Here is a 17,153-nt window from a genome sequence, read left to right as displayed (position 1 = left end):
CCTCGACGAGAGCTGACCATGGGCTTCAAGGACTGGGTGGCCAAGGTCACCGGCCGGCTGGAGCCGGAGCGGGTGGCCGTCACGCTCAGCCCCCCGGCGCCGACCGAGGACGACATCATGAACGCCCTCGACCGGGCGGACGCGATGGTCACCGGCGGGGTGGTGCCGGCGCCGGTGCAGTCCCGGGTCAAGCGGATCACCTCGACGGTGCGTCAGACCATGCCGCGGCTGCGCAACCTCGGTCTGGGCAGTGCGGAGGCGTACTCGGTGATGGCCACCGCCACGGACTACCTGCCCGAGGCGATCAGCGGCTACCTGCGGCTGCCGCGGGACTGGGCCGACTCGCGGCCGATCGAGGCCGGCAAGACCTCGCTGATGCTGCTGATCGACCAGCTCGACCTGCTCGGTTCCACCATGGACAAGATCTTCGACGCCGTGGTCCGGGTGGACGCGGCCGCACTGGTCGCGCACGGTCGGTTCCTGCAGGAGAAGTTCGGTCACCCCGGCAACGCGCCGACCGCCCCACCCACGATGAGCCCACCGTCGGACACCCCCCGTAGCAGTCTGGATCTGCCATGAGTGACGAGCGCCCCGCCAACCCCGATCTGCGCCGCTGGGGCAACGACGCGCTGCAGGCCCTGTCGGACGCCTTCGACAAGGTCGTCCGCAGCCGCGAGGCCAGTCCCGGCATCGACGTGGCCGATGCGCGCGCCCAGGACTGGTTCGACCTCGCTCACCTCGACCCGGCGGCGCCGGGCAAGTTCCCCGGCGTGGGCGGCATCGGTCCGGCCGCCTCCGACCGTACGGTCTCGGACCGGCCGGACGCGGGAACCGTGGAGACGGGATCTGCTGGATCGGGGCCGGCAGGAGCGTCCGCGTCCGGTGAACCGGCGCCGACCGCCGTGGCGGCTGCTCCCGGGACCCCGGCGGCGGCGCCCGATCCGGAACCGGAGAAGACGCTCGAGGAGCTGCTGGCCGAGCTCGACGCCCTGATCGGGTTGGCCGACGTCAAGGCCGAGATCCACCGGCAGGTGGCGGTCCTGCGGGTCGAGGGCCTCCGCAGCAAGGCGGGGCTGCGCTCGGCGACCATCACCCGACACCTCGTCTTCGTCGGCAACCCGGGCACGGGCAAGACCACCGTCGCCAGGTTGGTGGGCGGCATCTACCGCGCCCTGGGGCTGCTCAGCCAGGGCCAGCTCGTCGAGGTCGACCGGTCCGAGCTGGTCGCGGGCTACCTGGGCCAGACCGCGATCAAGACCGCCGAGGTCGTGGCCAGCGCCGCCGGTGGGGTCCTGTTCATCGACGAGGCCTACAGCCTCAGCGGGGACCAGTACGGCACCGAGGCGGTCGACACCCTGGTCAAGGAGATGGAGGACCGGCGCGACGACCTGGTGCTGATCGTGGCCGGCTACCCGGATCCGATGGTCGTCTTCATCGCCCAGAACCCCGGTCTGGCCAGCCGTTTCCGGACCACCATCGAGTTCGTCGACTACACCGACGACGAGCTGCTGGCGATCTTCGCGCGCTTGGCCGAGGGTGCGGACTACGACGTCCCCGAGGCGACCCGGACCCGCTTCTCGACGCTGCTCGCCGCCACGCCCCGCGGCCCGTCGTTCGGTAACGGCCGGTTCGCCCGGAACCTGCTGGAGGGCGCCATCGGGCGGCACGCCTGGCGGCTTCGCGATGTCACCGAGCCGACTGTGGCCGAGCTCCGGGAGCTGCGACCGGAGGACCTGGACGACGGGCGCGAGCCGATGGCGCCCGAGCCACCGGTGGCTCCGGACCGGCTGACGGGCGACGGTCCAGCCGACACCCCGACCGGCGCTGACACCCTGACGGGCGACGGTCCCGCTGACACCCTGACGGGCGACGATCACCCACCGGCCGACGAGCCCGGCACAGCCGAGCACGACGAGAGCGAGGAGACCCCGTGACGCAGATGTCGGGAGCGGCCGCGACGGCACCGGTGCCAGTCACCTCCCCCGCCGCCCAGAACATGGTGGCGGCGAAACCGTCGCCGCTGCCGGTCGAGGCGACGGCGACACCGAAGCCGCGAGACACCCCTCGCGACCTGCGGCGGCTGACCACGCTGGTGATCGTGGCAAGCGTCGTGTTCGGTCTCGCCGGTCTCGCCACCTTCCTGCTGCTGACCTCCTCGCTGCAGCGAGCCGAGTCCTCGACCGCCCAGCTGATCCGGGTCCAGCAGATCCAGACCAACCTGCTGCGTGCCGACGCGAACGCCACCAACGCGTTCCTGGTCGGCGGCCTGGAGCCGGCCGACCAGCGCAAGGCCTACGACGACGCGATCACCGCGACCTCCCAGCTCATCGCGGAAGCCGCCGACGCCGAGCCGGGCGACCGGGCGGCCCTGTCCGCGCTCAACGTGCAGCTGATCGACTACACCGAGAACATCGAGCTCGCGCGGGCGAACAACCGGCAGGGCTTCCCCGTCGGCGCGCAGTACCTCCGCAACGCCAGCGGGGGCCTGCGAGCCGACGCCATGCCCATCCTGGACAACCTGGTGACGGCCAACGCCGAACGCGCCGAGAGCCAGATGAGTGCTCGGATCGCGATCCTCTTCGCGCTCGTCGGGATCGTGGTGCTCGGCCTGCTCGTCTGGGTCCAGGTCCAGCTGGCCCGGCGCTTCCGGCGCCGGTTCAACGTCGGTCTGGCGACCGCCTTCGGGATCGGGGTCGTCACCCTGATCGTGGGGCTGGCCGCGCTGGGGTGGGCGGCGGCCACGATCGGGGGCATCCGGGACGGCTCGTTCGCCGACGTGCGCGACGCCGCGAGCGCCCGGATCGAGGGCAACAACGCCAAGTCGAACGAGAGCCTGACCCTCATCGCCCGGGGCAGCGGCAGCTCGTTCGAGAAGGCCTGGCAGGTCTCGGCGACCGTCGTCGAGGACCGCCTCTCCCGCCTGGGCCGGGGCATCGACTCGGTCTGGACGCCGTACACCACCGTGCACACCGAGATCCGCACGCTGGACGACGGGGGTCAGTGGGACAAGGCGGTCGCCCTCGCCACGTCCAGGTCGAACGACACCTTCGACGACTTCGACAGCACGCTCGCCAGCGTGGTGGAGGGCGCCAGCACCGAGACCACCGGTGGCCTGGCCGCCACCGTTCCCGGGATGGTGGTCGGAGCGCTCCTCACCTTCGCCGCCGGCATCGCCATGGCGGTGCTCGGTCGCCGAGGACTCGCCCAGCGCCTGAAGGAGTACCGATGAGAGGTCTCGACGCCACCGTGACCGGACGGCTGTTGGGGCCGGTGCTGGCGCTGCTGCTCGCGCTGCTGGCGGGGTGCGGACTGGCGGCCTACACGCCCACGCCGCTGCCCGGCAACGGCGCGACGGCGGCGCCCACCTCCGCACCGCCCACGAGCGCGCCGACGACGGCACCGACCCGGTGCGACAACGCCCTCGCCTCCTACGACCCCAGCGACACCGAGGGGGCTGCGGTCCAGCGGATCCAGAAGCGCGGCCGGGTGATCGCCGGGGTGTCCGCCGACACCTACCTACTCGGCTCCCGCAACCCGTTCACGGGACGGATCGAGGGCTTCGACATCGACATGGTGAAGGCCCTGGCCAAGGCCATCCTGGGCGACGAGAACGCGTACGAGCTGAGGGTGATCACCGCGGCCCAGCGGATCCCGTCGCTGGAGAACCGGTCCGTCGACGTGGTCGCCCGCAACATGACGATCACCTGCGACCGCTGGACCCAGATCGGCTTCTCCAGCGAGTACTACCGCGCCGGCCAGAAGATCCTGGTGCGGCGCGGGTCCAAGGCCACCACCCTGGCCGACCTGAAGGGCCAGCGGGTGTGCGCCCCGAACGGCACCTCGAGCATGACCAACCTGATGAAGCTGCAGCCCGAGGCGATCGCGGTCGGCGCCGACAACCACACCGGGTGCCTGGCGCTGTTCCAGAACGGCGACGTGGACGCGATCACCGGCGACGACACCGTGCTGGCGGGGCTGGCCGCCCAGGACCCGTACGCGGTGGTCCCGGACCAGAAGGCGTTCACCGCCGAGCCGTACGGGCTGGGGTTCAACAGCCGCGACGTCGACCTGATCCGCTTCGCCAACGCCATGCTGGCGCAGATGCGCACCGACGGGGAGTGGAAGCAGATCTACGACCGCTGGCTCGCCGACGCGCTCGGTGCGGCCCCGGCCCCGCCCAAGGCCGTCTACGGCCGGACCGCATGACCGCCGTCGGCAGGTCGACGTGACGGCAGGCTCGGCGTCGGCTCCTGTCGCGCCGGGTCGGATGGGCGTGGCCGCCGATCCCACCGTCCTGCTGGCTTACCTGGATCAGCTCGGCCGGTGGCGCGACGCCCGACGGGCCGAGCTGGGCGAGCTGGACCGCGCCGCGCTCGCCTCCCCCACCGGCGCGTCGGCGACGTCGGACATCGCGCTGTCCCTGGCGTTGTGGAAGGCGGTGGCCGACCGCTACGAGCAGCTGCTCCGGGTCTGGGACTCCGGTCGCGTCGGCGTCACCGAGCGGGAGAGGCTCTCCACCCTGATCTGGGGCCGGCTGGACGCCGCGTACGACCAGAGCGGGCTGGCCGTCTCGCTGCCCGAGGCGTGCCGGCTGTCGGACGCCCTCGTCGGGCAGCTGCGGGTCCGGCTGGGCCTGGACGTGTCCGCCCTGGAGACCACCGACCGGATCGCCGACCTCCGCGCCCAGCTGGAGCGGATCCGCGACCAGATCGGTCTCGAACCCGCCGGCGTACGGCAGCAGCGCGCTGCCGAGACCCAGTCCAAGCTGGCCCGGCGGCTGCGGGACGTCGCCGAGAAGGCCGGTCGCGGCGGGGACGTGGGTGGTCTGCTGCCGTCCCTGGAGAGCGACCTGGCCCGCTTCGAACGCGACCTGATCGTCGGGGCGGCCCAGCGGCGTCAGGCCCGCGACGAGGTCGACCAGATCCGGCGGTTGCGCGCCGGCCTGGAGGTCCGCGCGGCGCGGCTCCGGACCCTGGCGGGCACCTGCGTGGCCACCGTGGACCCCGCCCCCCGCTACGCGGTGCCGGACGTGGACGCGCTCGGCCCGGTGCCCAACACGCTCGAGGCGCTGGCGGCCTACCGTCACCGGCTGTCCCTGGTCGACCGGGCCCTGACCCTGGCCGATGAGGCCTACGGGACCGCCCTGCGCCAGCACGCCGACCTGCTCGCCCGGCTGGACGCCTACCACCTGAAGGCGACCGCCACCGGCGTGGCCGACCAGCCGGCCGTGGCGAACGCGTACGGGCTGGCCACCGCCGCCCTGGCTGAGCGACCGACCAAGATGGCCCTGGCCGGCCAGCTGGTCAACCTGTACCAGACCTACCTGCAGACCGTCACCAGCCGCACGGCGGCGTCATGAGCGAGCCACGCCGAAGGGGTACCCGATGAAGTGCACGCAGCCCGGCTGCACCGGTTCGATCGTCGACGGCTACTGCGACGTCTGCGGGTCTCCCGGGGCGTCCGCCGGTACGTCGACCCCGACCCCCGCGGCTCCGGCGTCGGCCCGCACGTCGGCGGGCTCGTCGGTGGGCGCACCGCCCGGGCAGCGGGCCGGCGCCTGCCGCCAGCTCGGCTGCACCGGCACCGTCGTCGACGGCTACTGCGACGTCTGCGGCACCCCGGGGGACGCGGTGCCGGCGGCCCCCACCCGGTCGGCGGCGGCGAACGAGGACGTGGCCGGCCCGGTGTCGACCATGACGCGTGGCTCCAGCCGGCTCGGCTCGGCGGCCATCGGTTCCCAGCGCGCGGGCAGCGGCGGCACGACGGCGACCAAGCGGGTCAGCAGCGGCTCCCAACGGCTGCGGTCGGCCCGGCTCGGCGCCGGTCTGACCCGGGTGCCGCCCGCCCCGTCGATCGACGCGGCCAAGGCGATCATGACCAACCCGGTGGTGCCGGAGAACAAGCGGGTCTGCCCGTCCTGCGGATCCCCGGTGGGCCGGGGCCGGGACGGCCAGCCCGGCCGGGCCGAGGGCTTCTGCCCCAAGTGCGGCAGCCAGTTCTCCTTCACTCCGAAGCTGCAGCCCGGGGACCTGGTGGCGAACCAGTACGAGGTCGCCGGCTGTCTGGCCCACGGCGGCCTGGGCTGGATCTACCTGGCCAAGGACAAGAACGTCTCCGACCGCTGGGTGGTGCTGAAGGGCCTGCTGAACACCGGCGACGCCGATGCCCTGGCCGTGGCGATCATCGAGAAGCAGTTCCTGGCCCAGGTCGAGCACCCGCTCATCGTGGAGATCTACAACTTCGTCACCCACGACGGCGCCGGCTACATCGTGATGGAGTACGTCGGCGGCGTGTCGCTCAAGGACATCCTGAAGAACCGGATGCGGGAGGCGGGCGGCAGCTACAACCCGCTGCCGGTGGACCAGTCGCTGGCGTACATCCTCGAGGTGCTGCCCGCCTTCCAGTACCTGCACGACCTCGGGCTGGTCTACTGCGACTTCAAGCCCGACAACCTGATCCAGATCGGCGACGCGGTCAAGCTGATCGACCTCGGCGGGGTGCGCCGGCTGGAGGACGACGACTCCGCCATCTACGGCACCGTCGGCTACCAGGCGCCGGAGGTCCCGCAGGTCGGCACCAGCGTCGCCTCCGACATCTACACCATCGGCCGCACCCTGCTGGTGCTGATGGCGGAGTTCCGGGGATACCAGACCACGTACGTGGACAGGCTGCCGCCGGTCGAGGACGTCCCGGTCTTCGTGGCCCACGACTCGCTCTACCGGCTGGTGGCCAAGATGTGCGCCCCCGATCCCGCCGACCGGTTCGCCTCCGTCGACGAGCTGCGTGTCCAGCTGCTCGGGGTGCTGCGCGAGGTCGTGGCCGAGAAGCAGGCCGGGACGGCGTTGACGTCGGCGGCCTCGGTGCTGTTCGAGGCACCGGCAGTGGTCAGCGACGCGCTGGCCTGGGACCAGCTGCCGGCCCTGCGGACCGACACCACCGACGGTCAGTTCTCCTGGTTGTCCAACATCACCGCCGACGACCCGCAGGAGCGGCTGGCCGAGCTCAAGCACGCCCCCACCGTCACCCCGGAGATCCAGCTCGCCCGGGCCCGGGCGGCGCTGCAGGCCGGCTGGGACAAGACCGTCCACGAGGTCGTCAACCAGATGCTCACCCTCGACCCGTGGGAGTGGCGGGCGGTCTGGATGAGCGGGCTGCTGGCCCTGCAGCGCAAGGACGTACGGGCGGCGCAGTCGGCCTTCAACGCCGTGTACGGTCAGGTGCCCGGGGAGCTCGCGCCCAAGCTGGCGCTGGCCCTGTCCTGCGAGCTCGGCGGTGAGCCCGACCTGGCCGAGCGGCTCTACCGGATCTGCGCGTCGACCGACGCGAACTACGTGGCCCCGGCGGCGTTCGGTCTGGCCCGGGTGCGGTCGGGCCGCCGGGACGTGGCCGGGGCGGTCCAGGCGCTCGACCTGGTCCCGTCGACGTCGCGCAACTACCCGGAGTCGCAGCGCCAGAAGGCCGAGCTGCTGTACGCGGCGGCCGACGGGCTGCCGATGCTGGCGCAGGCGATGGACAGCATCGCCCGGGTCCGGATGGACCCGGTCGACAAGGCCGAGCTGACCGCCAAGATCATGGAGCGGGCCCTGGCCACGGTCGAGGCCACGGGTCCGAACCGGCGCCTGACCATCGGCGGTGTGCCGGCCGACGAGCCCGAGCTGCGGGACGGGCTCGAGGCGACCTACCGCACCCTCGCGTCGGCGGCCGACGACGACCGGGAACGCTATGCCCTGGTGGACAAGGCCAACGAGGTCCGCCGGTGGACCCTGACCTGATCGACCCTGACCTGATCGACCCTGACCTGATCGACCCCGACGTGATCGGCCCCGGATCGACCGACCAGAAGTGTGAGAGTGAGCACCGTGAGTGCTGAACAAGGCCCCGACCAGGCTGTCAACGCCGAGCCGGGGCGGTGTCCCACCTGCGGCGCGCCGGTCGAGCCGACGGCCCGCTTCTGCGAGTCCTGCGGGGCACCGCTCACCCCGACGGAGGCCGCGGCGGAGCAGTCGGTCGCCGAGCTGCCGGTGGAGCTCACCGCCTCGGTGGTCCAGCCGGAGGCGGGCACCGCCGAGCCGACTCTGGTGCTGCCCCGGCCGTGCGCCAGCTGTGGTGGTGTCGTCGGCGCCGACGGCTACTGCGAGACCTGCGGCACCAAGGCGCCGAGCGAACGCGACCACTACGTCGAGCGGCCCGCCTCCTGGGTGGCCGCCTGCTGCGACCGCGGCATCCGCCATCACCGCAACGAGGACGCCACGGCCGTGGCTGCGTCGGCCGAGCCGGGCAAGCGAGCGGTGTTGGTGGTCTGCGACGGGGTGTCCACCGCTGACGAGTCCGACATCGGCAGCCTGGCCGCCGCCCGGGCGGCCCGGGACGTGCTGGTGGCCAGCCGCCCCGCCGGGCTCGGTGTCCCCGAGAGCCGGGCGGCGGCGATCGAGGCCGCCCTGGTCACCTCGGCCGAGCGCGGCAACGCGGCGGTCATCGCCAGCACCTCGGCCGACACGGCGAACCCGTCCTCGTGCACCTTCGTGGCCGTGGTGCTCGAGGACGACCTCTGCGTCTTCGGCAACGTCGGCGACAGCCGGGCGTACTGGATCACCGACCCGGGGTCAGGGGCCCCCGTGCAGCTGACCACGGACGACTCGGTGGCCCAGCTCCGGATCGCCTCCGGTGTGCCCAAGGAGCAGGCCGAGGAGGGTCCGCAGGCGCACGCGATCCTGAAGTGGCTGGGCCGCGACTCCCAGGACTTCCGGCCGACCACCGGGTCGGTGCTGCTGAACGGCTCGGGCTGGGTGCTGGTCTGCTCCGACGGCTTGTGGAACTACGCTTCCGAGGCCTCCGACCTGCAGGCGCTGATGACCCAGCTGACCGCCACCGCCGGCAGCGAGCCCCTGGCACTGGCCGAGGCGATGGTCCGCTGGGCCTGCGACCAGGGCGGCAAGGACAACATCTCGGTGGCGCTGGCCCGCCGCCCCTGACCGTCAGCGGGTTGTCGCCCTCGTCGGCGAGGCATCGAGTCCCGGCGGCGGGAATCGCCTCGCGAGAAGGAGCTTCGGGCTCGCCGAGCGGGCGTTTCGCGTGACCGGACCTCCTTCTCGGCGGCACCTGTCACCCCGACCTCAAGGGTTGCGTCAGGTCAGTCGGCTGCGCAGCGTCTCGACGCCGTCCCCGGCGAGGTGGTCGACCGCGTCGGCGCGTCCGGTCAACGCCAGGGCGAGCGAGGCCGCGTCCCCGCTGACGGTGGGACCGGCGCCGTACGCCCAGTCGACGTCCTCGGCCCGGAGCTGCAGACCCTCGACCAGCCCCTTGCCGACCAGGCTCCCGGCGGACGTCGAGGTGAGGAAGCCCAGGCACGTACGCCAGCGGTCGGCGGGAACCGGGTGGGTGAGACCGAGCGGCCAGCAGATGTCCAGACCGTGCACGAGCACATCGGTCAGTGGCGCCTCCGGCCCGGCGCCGGGCGGGGTGAACCGCTTGTCGGCCCGGCGCCGCAACGTCTCGATCAGCTCGTCGTACGGCCGGCTGGCCTGATCCCGGGCCAACCGCGTGTTGGCCCGGTCGAAGTTGCCGCCGCACACCAGCATGGTCAGAGCGAACCTCGGGATGCCGACCTGCAGCGGGACGACGAGGTGCCCGACCACCTCCTGCACGCTCCAGCCGTCGCACAGGCTCGCGCTGGCGCGCTGCTCGGCGGTGAGTCCGGCCAGCAGGTCGGCCAGCCCGCGACGCTCTGCGGCGATCTCGGCGAACACGTCCATCCGCGCATTGTGCCGGGACCCACAGTTCCCTCAGCGGACGGGTCGCTGTGGCGCGAGCCGGCGGGCGACTTCCGCACCACCCCGGCCGCCGCGGGCGCGGACTTTCCGACCACGGACGACTGCCGCACCACCCCGGCCACACCACGCGTCCGGTTTTCCGACCACGGACGACTTCCGCACCACCCCGGCCCCCGCGCGCACCGGACTTTCCGACCACGGGCGGCTTCGCACCACCCCAGCCACACCACGCGTCCGGACTTTCCGACCACGGGCGACTTCCGCATCACCCCGACGCCGCGCGCCGGACTTTCCGACCACGGGCGGAGACCGTGCGTACCTTGACTGTTACGTACCCAAAAAGGTACGTTCACGAACTGTGGACGCAGTTCTGCAAGCCCTGGCCGATCCCAGTCGCCGTACGGTGCTGGAGATCCTGCGCGATCACCCCGCCACCGCCGGCGAGCTGGCCGACACCCTGCCCATCGCCCGACCAGGGGTGTCGCGCCACCTGCGGGTGCTGCGCGAAGCCGGCCTGGTCGATGTCCGGCAGGAGGCGCAACGCCGGATCTACACCCTCCGGCCGGAGTCCCTGGTCGAGGTGGACGCGTGGCTGGAGAACTACCGGCTGCTCTGGCAGCACCGCCTGGACGCCCTGCACACCGAGATCGCCCGAGGAAAGAAGGAGCAGCGATGAAGATCATCGGCACCATGACGGCTGTGGACCCCGACCGTGGAGCGGTCCGCGTCGAGGACACCTACGACACCCCCATCGACGACCTGTGGAGCGCGTGCACCCGTCCGGAACGGCTGGCCCGCTGGATCGCCCAGGTGTCCGGCGACCTCCGGGTCGGCGGGACGGTGCACGCCGTCTTCACCAGCACCTGGACCGGGCCGGCGGTGATCGAGAGCTGCGACCCCCCGCACCACCTGCTGCTGACCACCGAGCCGGGCGGTGCGGAGACCACGCAGATCGAGGCCTGGCTCACCGCCCAGGGGGCGCGAACCAGACTGGTGGTCGAGGAACGCGGTCTGCCGGTGGACCAGCTGCCGTTCTACGGTGCCGGCTGGCAGGTGCACCTGGAGGACCTCGGCCGCTCGTTGGCCGCCGACGGCCCCGTGCACCCGGCGGGTTGGTCGGCGGCGTCCGCGGCCCCGGACTGGGAGCGACGGTGGACCGAGCTCACCCCCGCGTACGCCGCGGTCCGGAGCGGATGATCCGCCTCAGCGACCCCAGCCGCTGACGTCGAGCACCTCGACCCCGCTCGCGCGACCGGCCAGCGCCGGTGAGGGTGCGGCCGACTCGTAGGCCACCGGCTCGTACGCGTACGAGCGGTCCCGACCCGGCACCAGGTCGGGGATCCGTGCCAGCGACACGAGCAGCTGCTCGCGGGCCAGCCGGTTGCCGAGCTGCCGGGTGGCCGACATCGAGGCGTCGTGGAGCAGCAACCGCTCGATCCGACGCAGGTCCTCGGTCAGCTGCTTGCGACGCGCCATCAGCCAGAGCTCGGCGTGCTCGAGCTCCCAGGCCGCGGTGTGCTCGGGGCGGCCATAGCGGACCGCGAGCTCCGCCCCACGTCGGAGCAGCCAGCTGCGTGGGCGGTCGTAGGTCAACATCAGCGCGATCACGAACAGGACCGCGATGATGACCAGGTCCACCGCGACCGCCATCGGACTCACCGCCTCGCCCCCACTGTCGCGCGCTAAACGGAGTCACGCAAGGGTCACGCTCGCGCGGCGCCGCGCCCTGCCGGGCACGTCGGGTGCCATCATCCGTCCGTGACGAAGCGGATGCGCCTGCTCGGCCTGGCTCTGTCGGTGCTCACCCTGCTGACGCTCAGCGGGGGCTGCGCCGACACGGCCAGCGAGCAGCCGGGCCTGGACGGGACCAGCTGGCACCTCACCGGCTGGGCTGAACCCGACCCGCTACCGCGGTCGGTCAGCATCAGCGCGGTGTTCACCGACGGCCGGGTGGCCGGGAACGCCGGGGTCAACCGCTACAACGCCTCGGTCACCGCCGGCCCCGACGGTTCCCTCGCCGTCGACCCGCCGATCAGCACGAAGATGGCCGGGCCGGCGGACGCGACGGCCGCGGAGCAGGCCTTCCTGGCCAGGCTCCAGAGCGCCACCTCCTACCGCGTCGTCGACGACAGCCTGATGATCGAGGACGCGGACGGACAGTCGTCGCTGACCTTCACCCGCGCCTGATCTCCGCCGTCCGCACGTCCTCGACCCGGTCGCCGGAGCCCTGAGGACCACAGGCCCGCGCCGACTCAGGGCGACACCAGGGGAGGGTGCAGATCCTTCATGCTGAAGCCCTGACGCCGGCTGACCACGAGCACGGTGAGGGCGGTGGTCGCCACCAAGATCCCGGCCAGCACGGCGACGTCGCGGGCGAGGTGCGACAGCTCGCCACCCGAGATGACGACCCGGAAGCCGTCGATCAGGTACGTCATCGGCATCGCCGGCCCGATCGCGGCGAAGAACCCCGGCAGCAGTGGGGTCGGGTAGGTGCCCCCGGTCGACGCGAGCTGCAGGATCAGCAGCACCAGCAGCAGGGACGAGCCGGCCGTGCCCAGGGCGGTCCGCAGCAGGTGCGCGATCGCGGAGAAGCAGCAGGCGGCCAGCACCAGCAGTCCCAGGAAACCGAACGGGTGCACCGGGTCCAGGCCGAGCAGCACCCAGACGATGCCGGCCATCAGCAGGCCACCGGCCACCGCGATCCCCCCGATGGGCAGCCAGCCGGTGAGGGCCAGCCGGACCGGCGAGGCCCGACCGGCCAGCGCCCGGCCGGTGATCGGTCGCACGACCAGGAACACCGAGATGCCGAAGACCCAGAGCGCGATGGCGAAGAAGAGGGGGGCCAGTCCGCGGCCGTAGTAGGTGGCGGGGTTGAGGACCTGCATGCTGACGTCGGCCGGGGAGGCCAGCACCTGCACCGCGTCGGACTGCTCCTCCCCGCTGAGTGCCGGGATGCGCTTGATGCCGTCGGCCAGACCCGCCTCCAGCTTGCCGGCCCCCGTCCGCAGCCTGGTCAGACCGGTCTCCAGCTCGGCCGCACCGGTGTCGAGCTGCTTCACGCCGGTGGCCAGAGAGGCGGCCCCCGTGCTCAACGTGTCCGCACCCGCGCTCGCGGACGCGATGCCGGTGGCCAGCTTGTCGGCACCGGCCGACGCCGACGCGGTCCCCGACTGCACCGAGGACGCACCCTTCGCCACCTCTTGGGCCCCGCTGTTGAGCTTCACCAGGTTGTCCCGGGCACTCCGGACCTTGGTCGGCAGCTGGTTGCTCTGCAGCCGCCGGTCCAGCGCGTTCACCCGGTCGAGCCCGCTGTCGACGTCGTCGGCGACGGTGTCGGCCCGCTTTCCGGCTGTGTCCAGGGCCGATGACAACCGCCTGATCGCGGTCTCGTCGGCGAGGTCCGGGTTGGCCTTGATCGCCGCGTCGAGGGCGTCCGAGGCGGCGTCGATGTCGCTGCCCACGGTGGCGCTGCCGGACCCGACCGCCTTGCCGATGCGGTTGAGCGTGGTATTCAGCGACTTCGCGTCGGCCTGCGCCTTCGGCAGCACCTCCAGGACGTCGTCCAGCACCGGGACCACCTCGTCATCGAGCTTCTGCGTGCCGGCGGCGACCTGGTCGGCACCCGTGCTCAGCTTCGCGGTCCCCGTCTTCAGCGTCCGCAGCCCGCTGGCCAGGTCCGCCGACCCGGTCTCTGCGGTGTCGAGACCGGCGGCCAGCGACGTCGCCCCGGTGGCCAGCCGGTTCGCCCCGGTGACGGCTCTGCCGGTGCCGGCGTGCAGCTTCGTCGCTCCCTGCTCGGCCGTGGTCAGCCCGGCCGCCAGCTCGGCGGCCCCCTTCCGGGCGCTCTCCAGACCCGTACGGATCTTGGTCAGGTTGGCGAAGACCGCGTTGAAGTACGCCACCTCGGCGGCTTCGTCGACGGCCCGGGCGATGGTGTTCTGGGCGCTGCTGGTGATGCTGCCGACCACGAAGCCGTTGGCGTCGTTGCGGTAGAGCATCACCTTCGCCCGCTGGGGATCGTCGCCGGCTCCGCTGACCAGGTCGGCGGAGAAGTCCGCCGGCACGCTGATCACCAGGTAGTAGTCGCCCTGGCGGAGTCCGCGCTGCGCCTCGGTCTCGTCGACGTCGTGGTACTCGAAGGCCGCGCCCTTCTTGAGCTCGCTGACGAAGTCGGCACCGGCGGTGATGGTCTGGTTCTCGAACGTGGTGGGCCGGTCGGCGTCGACCACGGCGACCGGCAGGTGGCCGAGCTTCCCGTAGGGATCCCAGTTCGCGCTCAGGTAGATGGCGCCGTAGAGCGCGGGCACGATCAGCACGAAGACGAGGGCCAACCTGGGCATCGTGCCGCGGAACCGGCGCAGCTCGAAGCGCGCCAGCCGGGACGCCGGGACCGGGATCTTCATCGGCTCTCCTCCACTGCGGCGGTGGCCGGTTCCGGCGACGTCTCCGCCGGCGGCCGTTCCAGTCGGTGACGGTCGCTGGCCCCGGGCAGCACCGCCTCCTCGAGCACCGACACCACCACACAGGTCCCGGCCTCGACGAGACCGACCAGACCGGTCATCAACCGGCCCAGCTGCTCGGCGTCGAGACCGCGTTGGGCGTCGTCCAGGACGACCAGCTCGGCGGGGCGGAGGGTGGCCAGGGCCACCGTCAGCAGGGTCCGGTCCAGCGACGAGAGATCACCGACCAGGGTCCTCCGGGGCAGGTCGAGACCGCCGAGGGCGGCGCAGGCGACCTCGAACCGCTCCCCGGCCCGCGGCAGCGGCATCGCGTCGATCAGGGCCCGCTCGGTGACGGACTCCGCCACGGTGAGGCGCGGCTCGAGGTCGACGAGGTTCCCGATCCGGGCCAGCGAGCTGCGGTCCCGCAGCTCGGCGGCCTGAGCGGCCGCGTCGTAGCCGGCCACCCGGCAGCTCCCCGTCCAGCCCCGCATCCGCCCGGCCAGCGTGAGCAGCAGGGCGGATCGGCCGCTGCCGGACCGGCCGACCACGGCGGCCAGCCGACCGCGCCGGAAGGACAGGTCCACCTGCGCGTAGACGGGTCCCTCGCGCGTGGTCAGGGACAGGTCCCGGGTCTCGATGTACGGTCGCTCGTCGCCGGCGGGGTCGTTCACCCGCGCAGCGTACGCGGACCGTACGGACTCACCCACACACACCGGACGGCTGACCGCGGTCGGGATACTGTGACCGTCACACGTCGTCAGCGAGGCCACGGGGGCCTCCCCGCAGAGGAGTTCGACCATGCCGGAGTTCACCGCCGCCGTCTACCAGAACGAGTTCCTCCCCGACGGCGGCACTGACGTGAACGCGATCGTCACCGTGACCTGCACCGGCGCCGGTGAGGCTGGCCGCGGGGCGGGCGGGCAGGCCGGCGAGATCATCATCGTCGACACCTCCGGCTCGATGGGACGGACGAAGATCGAGTCGGCCAAGATCGCCGCCGCCGCCGCGCTGGACCAGATCCTGGACGGCACCTGGTTCGCCGTGGTCGCGGGCACCCACCAGGCCTACCTGGCCTATCCGTCCGCCCGGACCGGCGCCGGCATGGTGCAGATGAACCCGCAGACGCGGTACGAGGCGCACCAGGCGGTCAGCGGCTTCCGATCCGACGGCGGCACGGCCATGGGCACCTGGCTGCTGCTGGCCGGTCGGCTCTTCGACTCGATCCCGATGCTCGCGCAGCGGCACGCCATCCTGCTCACCGACGGCGAGAACCACAACGAGTCGCCGGACCAGCTGACCAGCTCGATCGCCGCGGTCACGGGGCGCTTCCAGTGCGACTGCCGAGGCGTCGGCGTGGACTGGCAGGTGGCCGAGGTGCGCCGGATCGCCCAGGCGCTGCTCGGCACCGTCGACATCATCCCCCAGCCCGAGCAGATGGCCGAGGTCTTCGCCGACCTGATGCGCAACGCGATGAGCCGGGGGGTCGCCGACGCGCAGCTGCGGGTCTGGGCGCCGCAGGGCGCCCAGGTGCAGTTCGTCCGCCAGGTCTCCCCCACCGTGGTCGACCTGACCGACCGGCGGGTCCAGGTGAACCCGCTCACCGGCGGCTACCCGACCGGCGCCTGGTCCGACGAGTCCCGGGACTACCACGTCAGCGTCCGGCTGTCGGCCAAGGGCCTCGGCCAGGAGCAGCTCGCGGCCCGGGTCCAGCTCGCCGTCGGCGGTGAGGTCGTGGCCCAGGGCCTGGTCAAGGCGAAGTGGTCCGACGACGAGGGCCTCACCACCCGCATCAACCCGGAGGTCGCGCACTACACGGGGCAGACCGAGCTGGCCGAGGCCATCCAGGACGGGCTCGCCGCCAAAGCCGCCGGTGACGAGGAGGGCGCCACGACCAAGCTCGGCCGGGCCGTACAGTTGGCCGCGCAGACCGGGAACGCGGAAGCGACCACCCGGTTGCGCAAGGTGGTGGACATCGACGACATCGAGACCGGTACGGTGCGGCTGAAGCGCAGCGTCGACAAGGCCGACGAGATGGCGCTCGACACCGCCTCCACCAAGACCACCCGCGTACGCGGCTGAGCACGGCTGAGCACCTTGAGGAGACTCGCATGACGTCGGTCTGCCCGGCCGGACACGACTCGACCGCCGACGACTACTGCGACGTCTGCGGGATGCCGATCGACGCGACAGCGGTGATCCCCGCGGCGTCGTCGACCGGGTCCCCGGCGGCGCCCGACCCCGCGGCGCCCGCGGGTCAGACCTGCCCGCACTGCGGCACGGCCAACGTGGCCGAAGCGCTGTTCTGCGAGAGCTGTGGCTACGACTTCACCACCGGCAGCATGCCCCGCCCGCTCACCCCGCCCGAGGGGCTCACCCCGCCCGAGGGGCTGACCCCGCTCGACGGCGTCCCGACCCCCGACGGTCCCGGCGTGCCCGGCGGGTCGACCACAGCGGCTCCGGCCCAGGAGTCCGGCTCGGCCGGGTCCACGTCCGCGGCGGACAGCTCCTCGTTCAGCTGGGTGGCGGAGGTCTGGATCGACCCCGCCTGGTACGAGGCGCAGGACAGCCCGGACCCGCTGCCCTCGCCCGGTCTGCCCGTCACCGTGCCGCTCCGTCGCTCGTCGGTGCTGGTCGGGCGCGCTTCGCGCAGCCGCAACATCGCGCCCGACATCGACTGCGGCAGCGACTCCGGCGTCAGCCGTCGGCAGTCCCAGCTGACCACCGACGGCAGCCGCTGGTTCGTCGAGGACCTGGAGTCGGCCAACGGGACCTTCATCGGCCAGGCCAGCGCCACCCTGCCGGAGGACCCGATCCCGGTCGGGGTGAAGCGCGAGCTGGACCCCGACGACCGCATCTACCTCGGGGCCTGGACCCGGCTGGTGATCCGCGAGGCCACCGAGGACGAGATCGCCGGTCTCGCCTAGGTGCGGTGTGGCACGGT

The 17,153-nt window shown here is 72.5% G+C and carries 16 protein-coding genes; 12 read left to right on the top strand and 4 right to left on the bottom strand.

Going from position 1 to position 17,153, the window contains the following annotated elements; all coding sequences use genetic code 11:
- Nucleotides 1-18: 18 nt before the first annotated feature.
- From ABD714_RS05245 to ABD714_RS05215, 7 genes are all read left to right on the top strand, one after another.
- Nucleotides 19-579, top strand: coding sequence for a hypothetical protein (locus ABD714_RS05245; protein WP_344811205.1), 561 nt, complete (start codon nucleotides 19-21; stop codon nucleotides 577-579).
- Nucleotides 576-1,934, top strand: coding sequence for an AAA family ATPase (locus ABD714_RS05240; protein ID WP_344811204.1), 1,359 nt, complete (start codon nucleotides 576-578; stop codon nucleotides 1,932-1,934). The genes ABD714_RS05245 and ABD714_RS05240 overlap by 4 nt, the downstream gene beginning before the upstream one ends.
- A complete protein-coding gene (locus tag ABD714_RS05235) occupies nucleotides 1,931-3,229 on the top strand; it encodes a hypothetical protein (protein ID WP_344811203.1) in 1,299 nt (432 codons plus the stop codon). The genes ABD714_RS05240 and ABD714_RS05235 overlap by 4 nt, the downstream gene beginning before the upstream one ends.
- A complete protein-coding gene (locus tag ABD714_RS05230; protein ID WP_344811202.1) occupies nucleotides 3,226-4,206 on the top strand; it encodes a glutamate ABC transporter substrate-binding protein in 981 nt (326 codons plus the stop codon). Before ABD714_RS05235 ends, ABD714_RS05230 begins: the two co-directional genes overlap by 4 nt.
- Nucleotides 4,207-4,267: 61 nt before the next feature.
- Nucleotides 4,268-5,359, top strand: a complete 1,092-nt coding sequence (locus tag ABD714_RS05225) for a coiled-coil domain-containing protein (RefSeq protein ID WP_425562337.1) — start codon at nucleotides 4,268-4,270, stop codon at nucleotides 5,357-5,359.
- A gap of 25 nt (nucleotides 5,360-5,384) precedes the next feature.
- Nucleotides 5,385-7,772: a serine/threonine-protein kinase gene (locus tag ABD714_RS05220; protein WP_344811200.1), complete on the top strand. Its 2,388-nt coding sequence runs from the start codon at nucleotides 5,385-5,387 to the stop codon at nucleotides 7,770-7,772.
- A gap of 87 nt (nucleotides 7,773-7,859) precedes the next feature.
- Complete coding sequence (locus ABD714_RS05215; protein WP_344811199.1) at nucleotides 7,860-8,972, top strand: PP2C family protein-serine/threonine phosphatase; 1,113 nt, start codon at nucleotides 7,860-7,862, stop codon at nucleotides 8,970-8,972.
- A 153-nt stretch (nucleotides 8,973-9,125) separates the two neighbouring features.
- On the opposite strand, the gene ABD714_RS05210 is transcribed toward ABD714_RS05215, so the two are convergent.
- Nucleotides 9,126-9,752, bottom strand: coding sequence for a maleylpyruvate isomerase family mycothiol-dependent enzyme (locus tag ABD714_RS05210; RefSeq protein WP_344811198.1), 627 nt, complete (start codon nucleotides 9,750-9,752; stop codon nucleotides 9,126-9,128).
- Between the two features lie 376 nt (nucleotides 9,753-10,128).
- Here ABD714_RS05210 and ABD714_RS05205 point away from each other — a divergent pair, with 376 nt between their 5' ends.
- Nucleotides 10,129-10,446, top strand: a complete 318-nt coding sequence (locus tag ABD714_RS05205) for an ArsR/SmtB family transcription factor (RefSeq protein WP_344811197.1) — start codon at nucleotides 10,129-10,131, stop codon at nucleotides 10,444-10,446.
- Entirely contained in the window at nucleotides 10,443-10,967 is a 525-nt protein-coding gene (locus ABD714_RS05200) for an SRPBCC family protein (protein ID WP_344811196.1), read from the top strand. Before ABD714_RS05205 ends, ABD714_RS05200 begins: the two co-directional genes overlap by 4 nt.
- A 6-nt stretch (nucleotides 10,968-10,973) precedes the next feature.
- On the opposite strand, the gene ABD714_RS05195 is transcribed toward ABD714_RS05200, so the two are convergent.
- Complete coding sequence (locus tag ABD714_RS05195; protein ID WP_344811195.1) at nucleotides 10,974-11,420, bottom strand: hypothetical protein; 447 nt, start codon at nucleotides 11,418-11,420, stop codon at nucleotides 10,974-10,976.
- Nucleotides 11,421-11,528: 108 nt separating this feature from the next.
- Here ABD714_RS05195 and ABD714_RS05190 point away from each other — a divergent pair, with 108 nt between their 5' ends.
- On the top strand, nucleotides 11,529-11,957 hold the full coding sequence (locus tag ABD714_RS05190) for an META domain-containing protein (RefSeq protein WP_344811194.1): 429 nt from the start codon (nucleotides 11,529-11,531) through the stop codon (nucleotides 11,955-11,957).
- Between the two features lie 65 nt (nucleotides 11,958-12,022).
- On the opposite strand, the gene ABD714_RS05185 is transcribed toward ABD714_RS05190, so the two are convergent.
- Nucleotides 12,023-14,173, bottom strand: coding sequence for a YhgE/Pip domain-containing protein (locus tag ABD714_RS05185; protein WP_344811193.1), 2,151 nt, complete (start codon nucleotides 14,171-14,173; stop codon nucleotides 12,023-12,025).
- Nucleotides 14,170-14,883, bottom strand: a complete 714-nt coding sequence (locus tag ABD714_RS05180) for an ATP-binding cassette domain-containing protein (protein ID WP_344811192.1) — start codon at nucleotides 14,881-14,883, stop codon at nucleotides 14,170-14,172. Before ABD714_RS05180 ends, ABD714_RS05185 begins: the two co-directional genes overlap by 4 nt.
- 127 nt (nucleotides 14,884-15,010) lie before the next feature.
- Here ABD714_RS05180 and ABD714_RS05175 point away from each other — a divergent pair, with 127 nt between their 5' ends.
- Together ABD714_RS05175 and ABD714_RS05170 are read left to right on the top strand one after the other, a co-directional pair.
- Nucleotides 15,011-16,291 (top strand): vWA domain-containing protein, encoded by a 1,281-nt coding sequence (locus ABD714_RS05175; RefSeq protein WP_344811191.1) that lies wholly within the window; start codon nucleotides 15,011-15,013, stop codon nucleotides 16,289-16,291.
- 29 nt (nucleotides 16,292-16,320) lie between these two features.
- The gene (locus ABD714_RS05170; RefSeq protein ID WP_344811190.1) at nucleotides 16,321-17,136 is read left to right on the top strand and encodes an FHA domain-containing protein; all 816 of its coding nucleotides are present in this window, start codon (nucleotides 16,321-16,323) and stop codon (nucleotides 17,134-17,136) included.
- The last annotated feature ends 17 nt before the right edge of the window (nucleotides 17,137-17,153 follow it).

The sequence above is a fragment of the Microlunatus aurantiacus genome, from assembly GCF_039536605.1.
GTDB lineage: Bacteria > Actinomycetota > Actinomycetes > Propionibacteriales > Propionibacteriaceae > Microlunatus > Microlunatus aurantiacus.
The sequence above is the reverse complement of the archived record's forward strand: the minus strand, read 5'-3'. Positions and strand labels throughout refer to the sequence as shown.

Bases quoted from the DNA above. Each gene is read 5' to 3' on its own strand.
- ABD714_RS05245 (WP_344811205.1), top strand. From the start codon at position 19: ATGGGCTTCAAGGACTGGGTGGCCAAGGTCACCGGCCGGCTGGAGCCG.
- ABD714_RS05240 (WP_344811204.1), top strand. From the start codon at position 576: ATGAGTGACGAGCGCCCCGCCAACCCCGATCTGCGCCGCTGGGGCAAC.
- ABD714_RS05230 (WP_344811202.1), top strand. From the start codon at position 3,226: ATGAGAGGTCTCGACGCCACCGTGACCGGACGGCTGTTGGGGCCGGTG.
- ABD714_RS05225 (WP_425562337.1), top strand. From the start codon at position 4,268: ATGGGCGTGGCCGCCGATCCCACCGTCCTGCTGGCTTACCTGGATCAG.
- ABD714_RS05220 (WP_344811200.1), top strand. From the start codon at position 5,385: ATGAAGTGCACGCAGCCCGGCTGCACCGGTTCGATCGTCGACGGCTAC.
- ABD714_RS05210 (WP_344811198.1), bottom strand. From the start codon at position 9,752: ATGGACGTGTTCGCCGAGATCGCCGCAGAGCGTCGCGGGCTGGCCGAC.
- ABD714_RS05200 (WP_344811196.1), top strand. From the start codon at position 10,443: ATGAAGATCATCGGCACCATGACGGCTGTGGACCCCGACCGTGGAGCG.
- ABD714_RS05195 (WP_344811195.1), bottom strand. From the start codon at position 11,420: ATGGCGGTCGCGGTGGACCTGGTCATCATCGCGGTCCTGTTCGTGATC.
- ABD714_RS05185 (WP_344811193.1), bottom strand. From the start codon at position 14,173: ATGAAGATCCCGGTCCCGGCGTCCCGGCTGGCGCGCTTCGAGCTGCGC.
- ABD714_RS05175 (WP_344811191.1), top strand. From the start codon at position 15,011: ATGCCGGAGTTCACCGCCGCCGTCTACCAGAACGAGTTCCTCCCCGAC.
- ABD714_RS05170 (WP_344811190.1), top strand. From the start codon at position 16,321: ATGACGTCGGTCTGCCCGGCCGGACACGACTCGACCGCCGACGACTAC.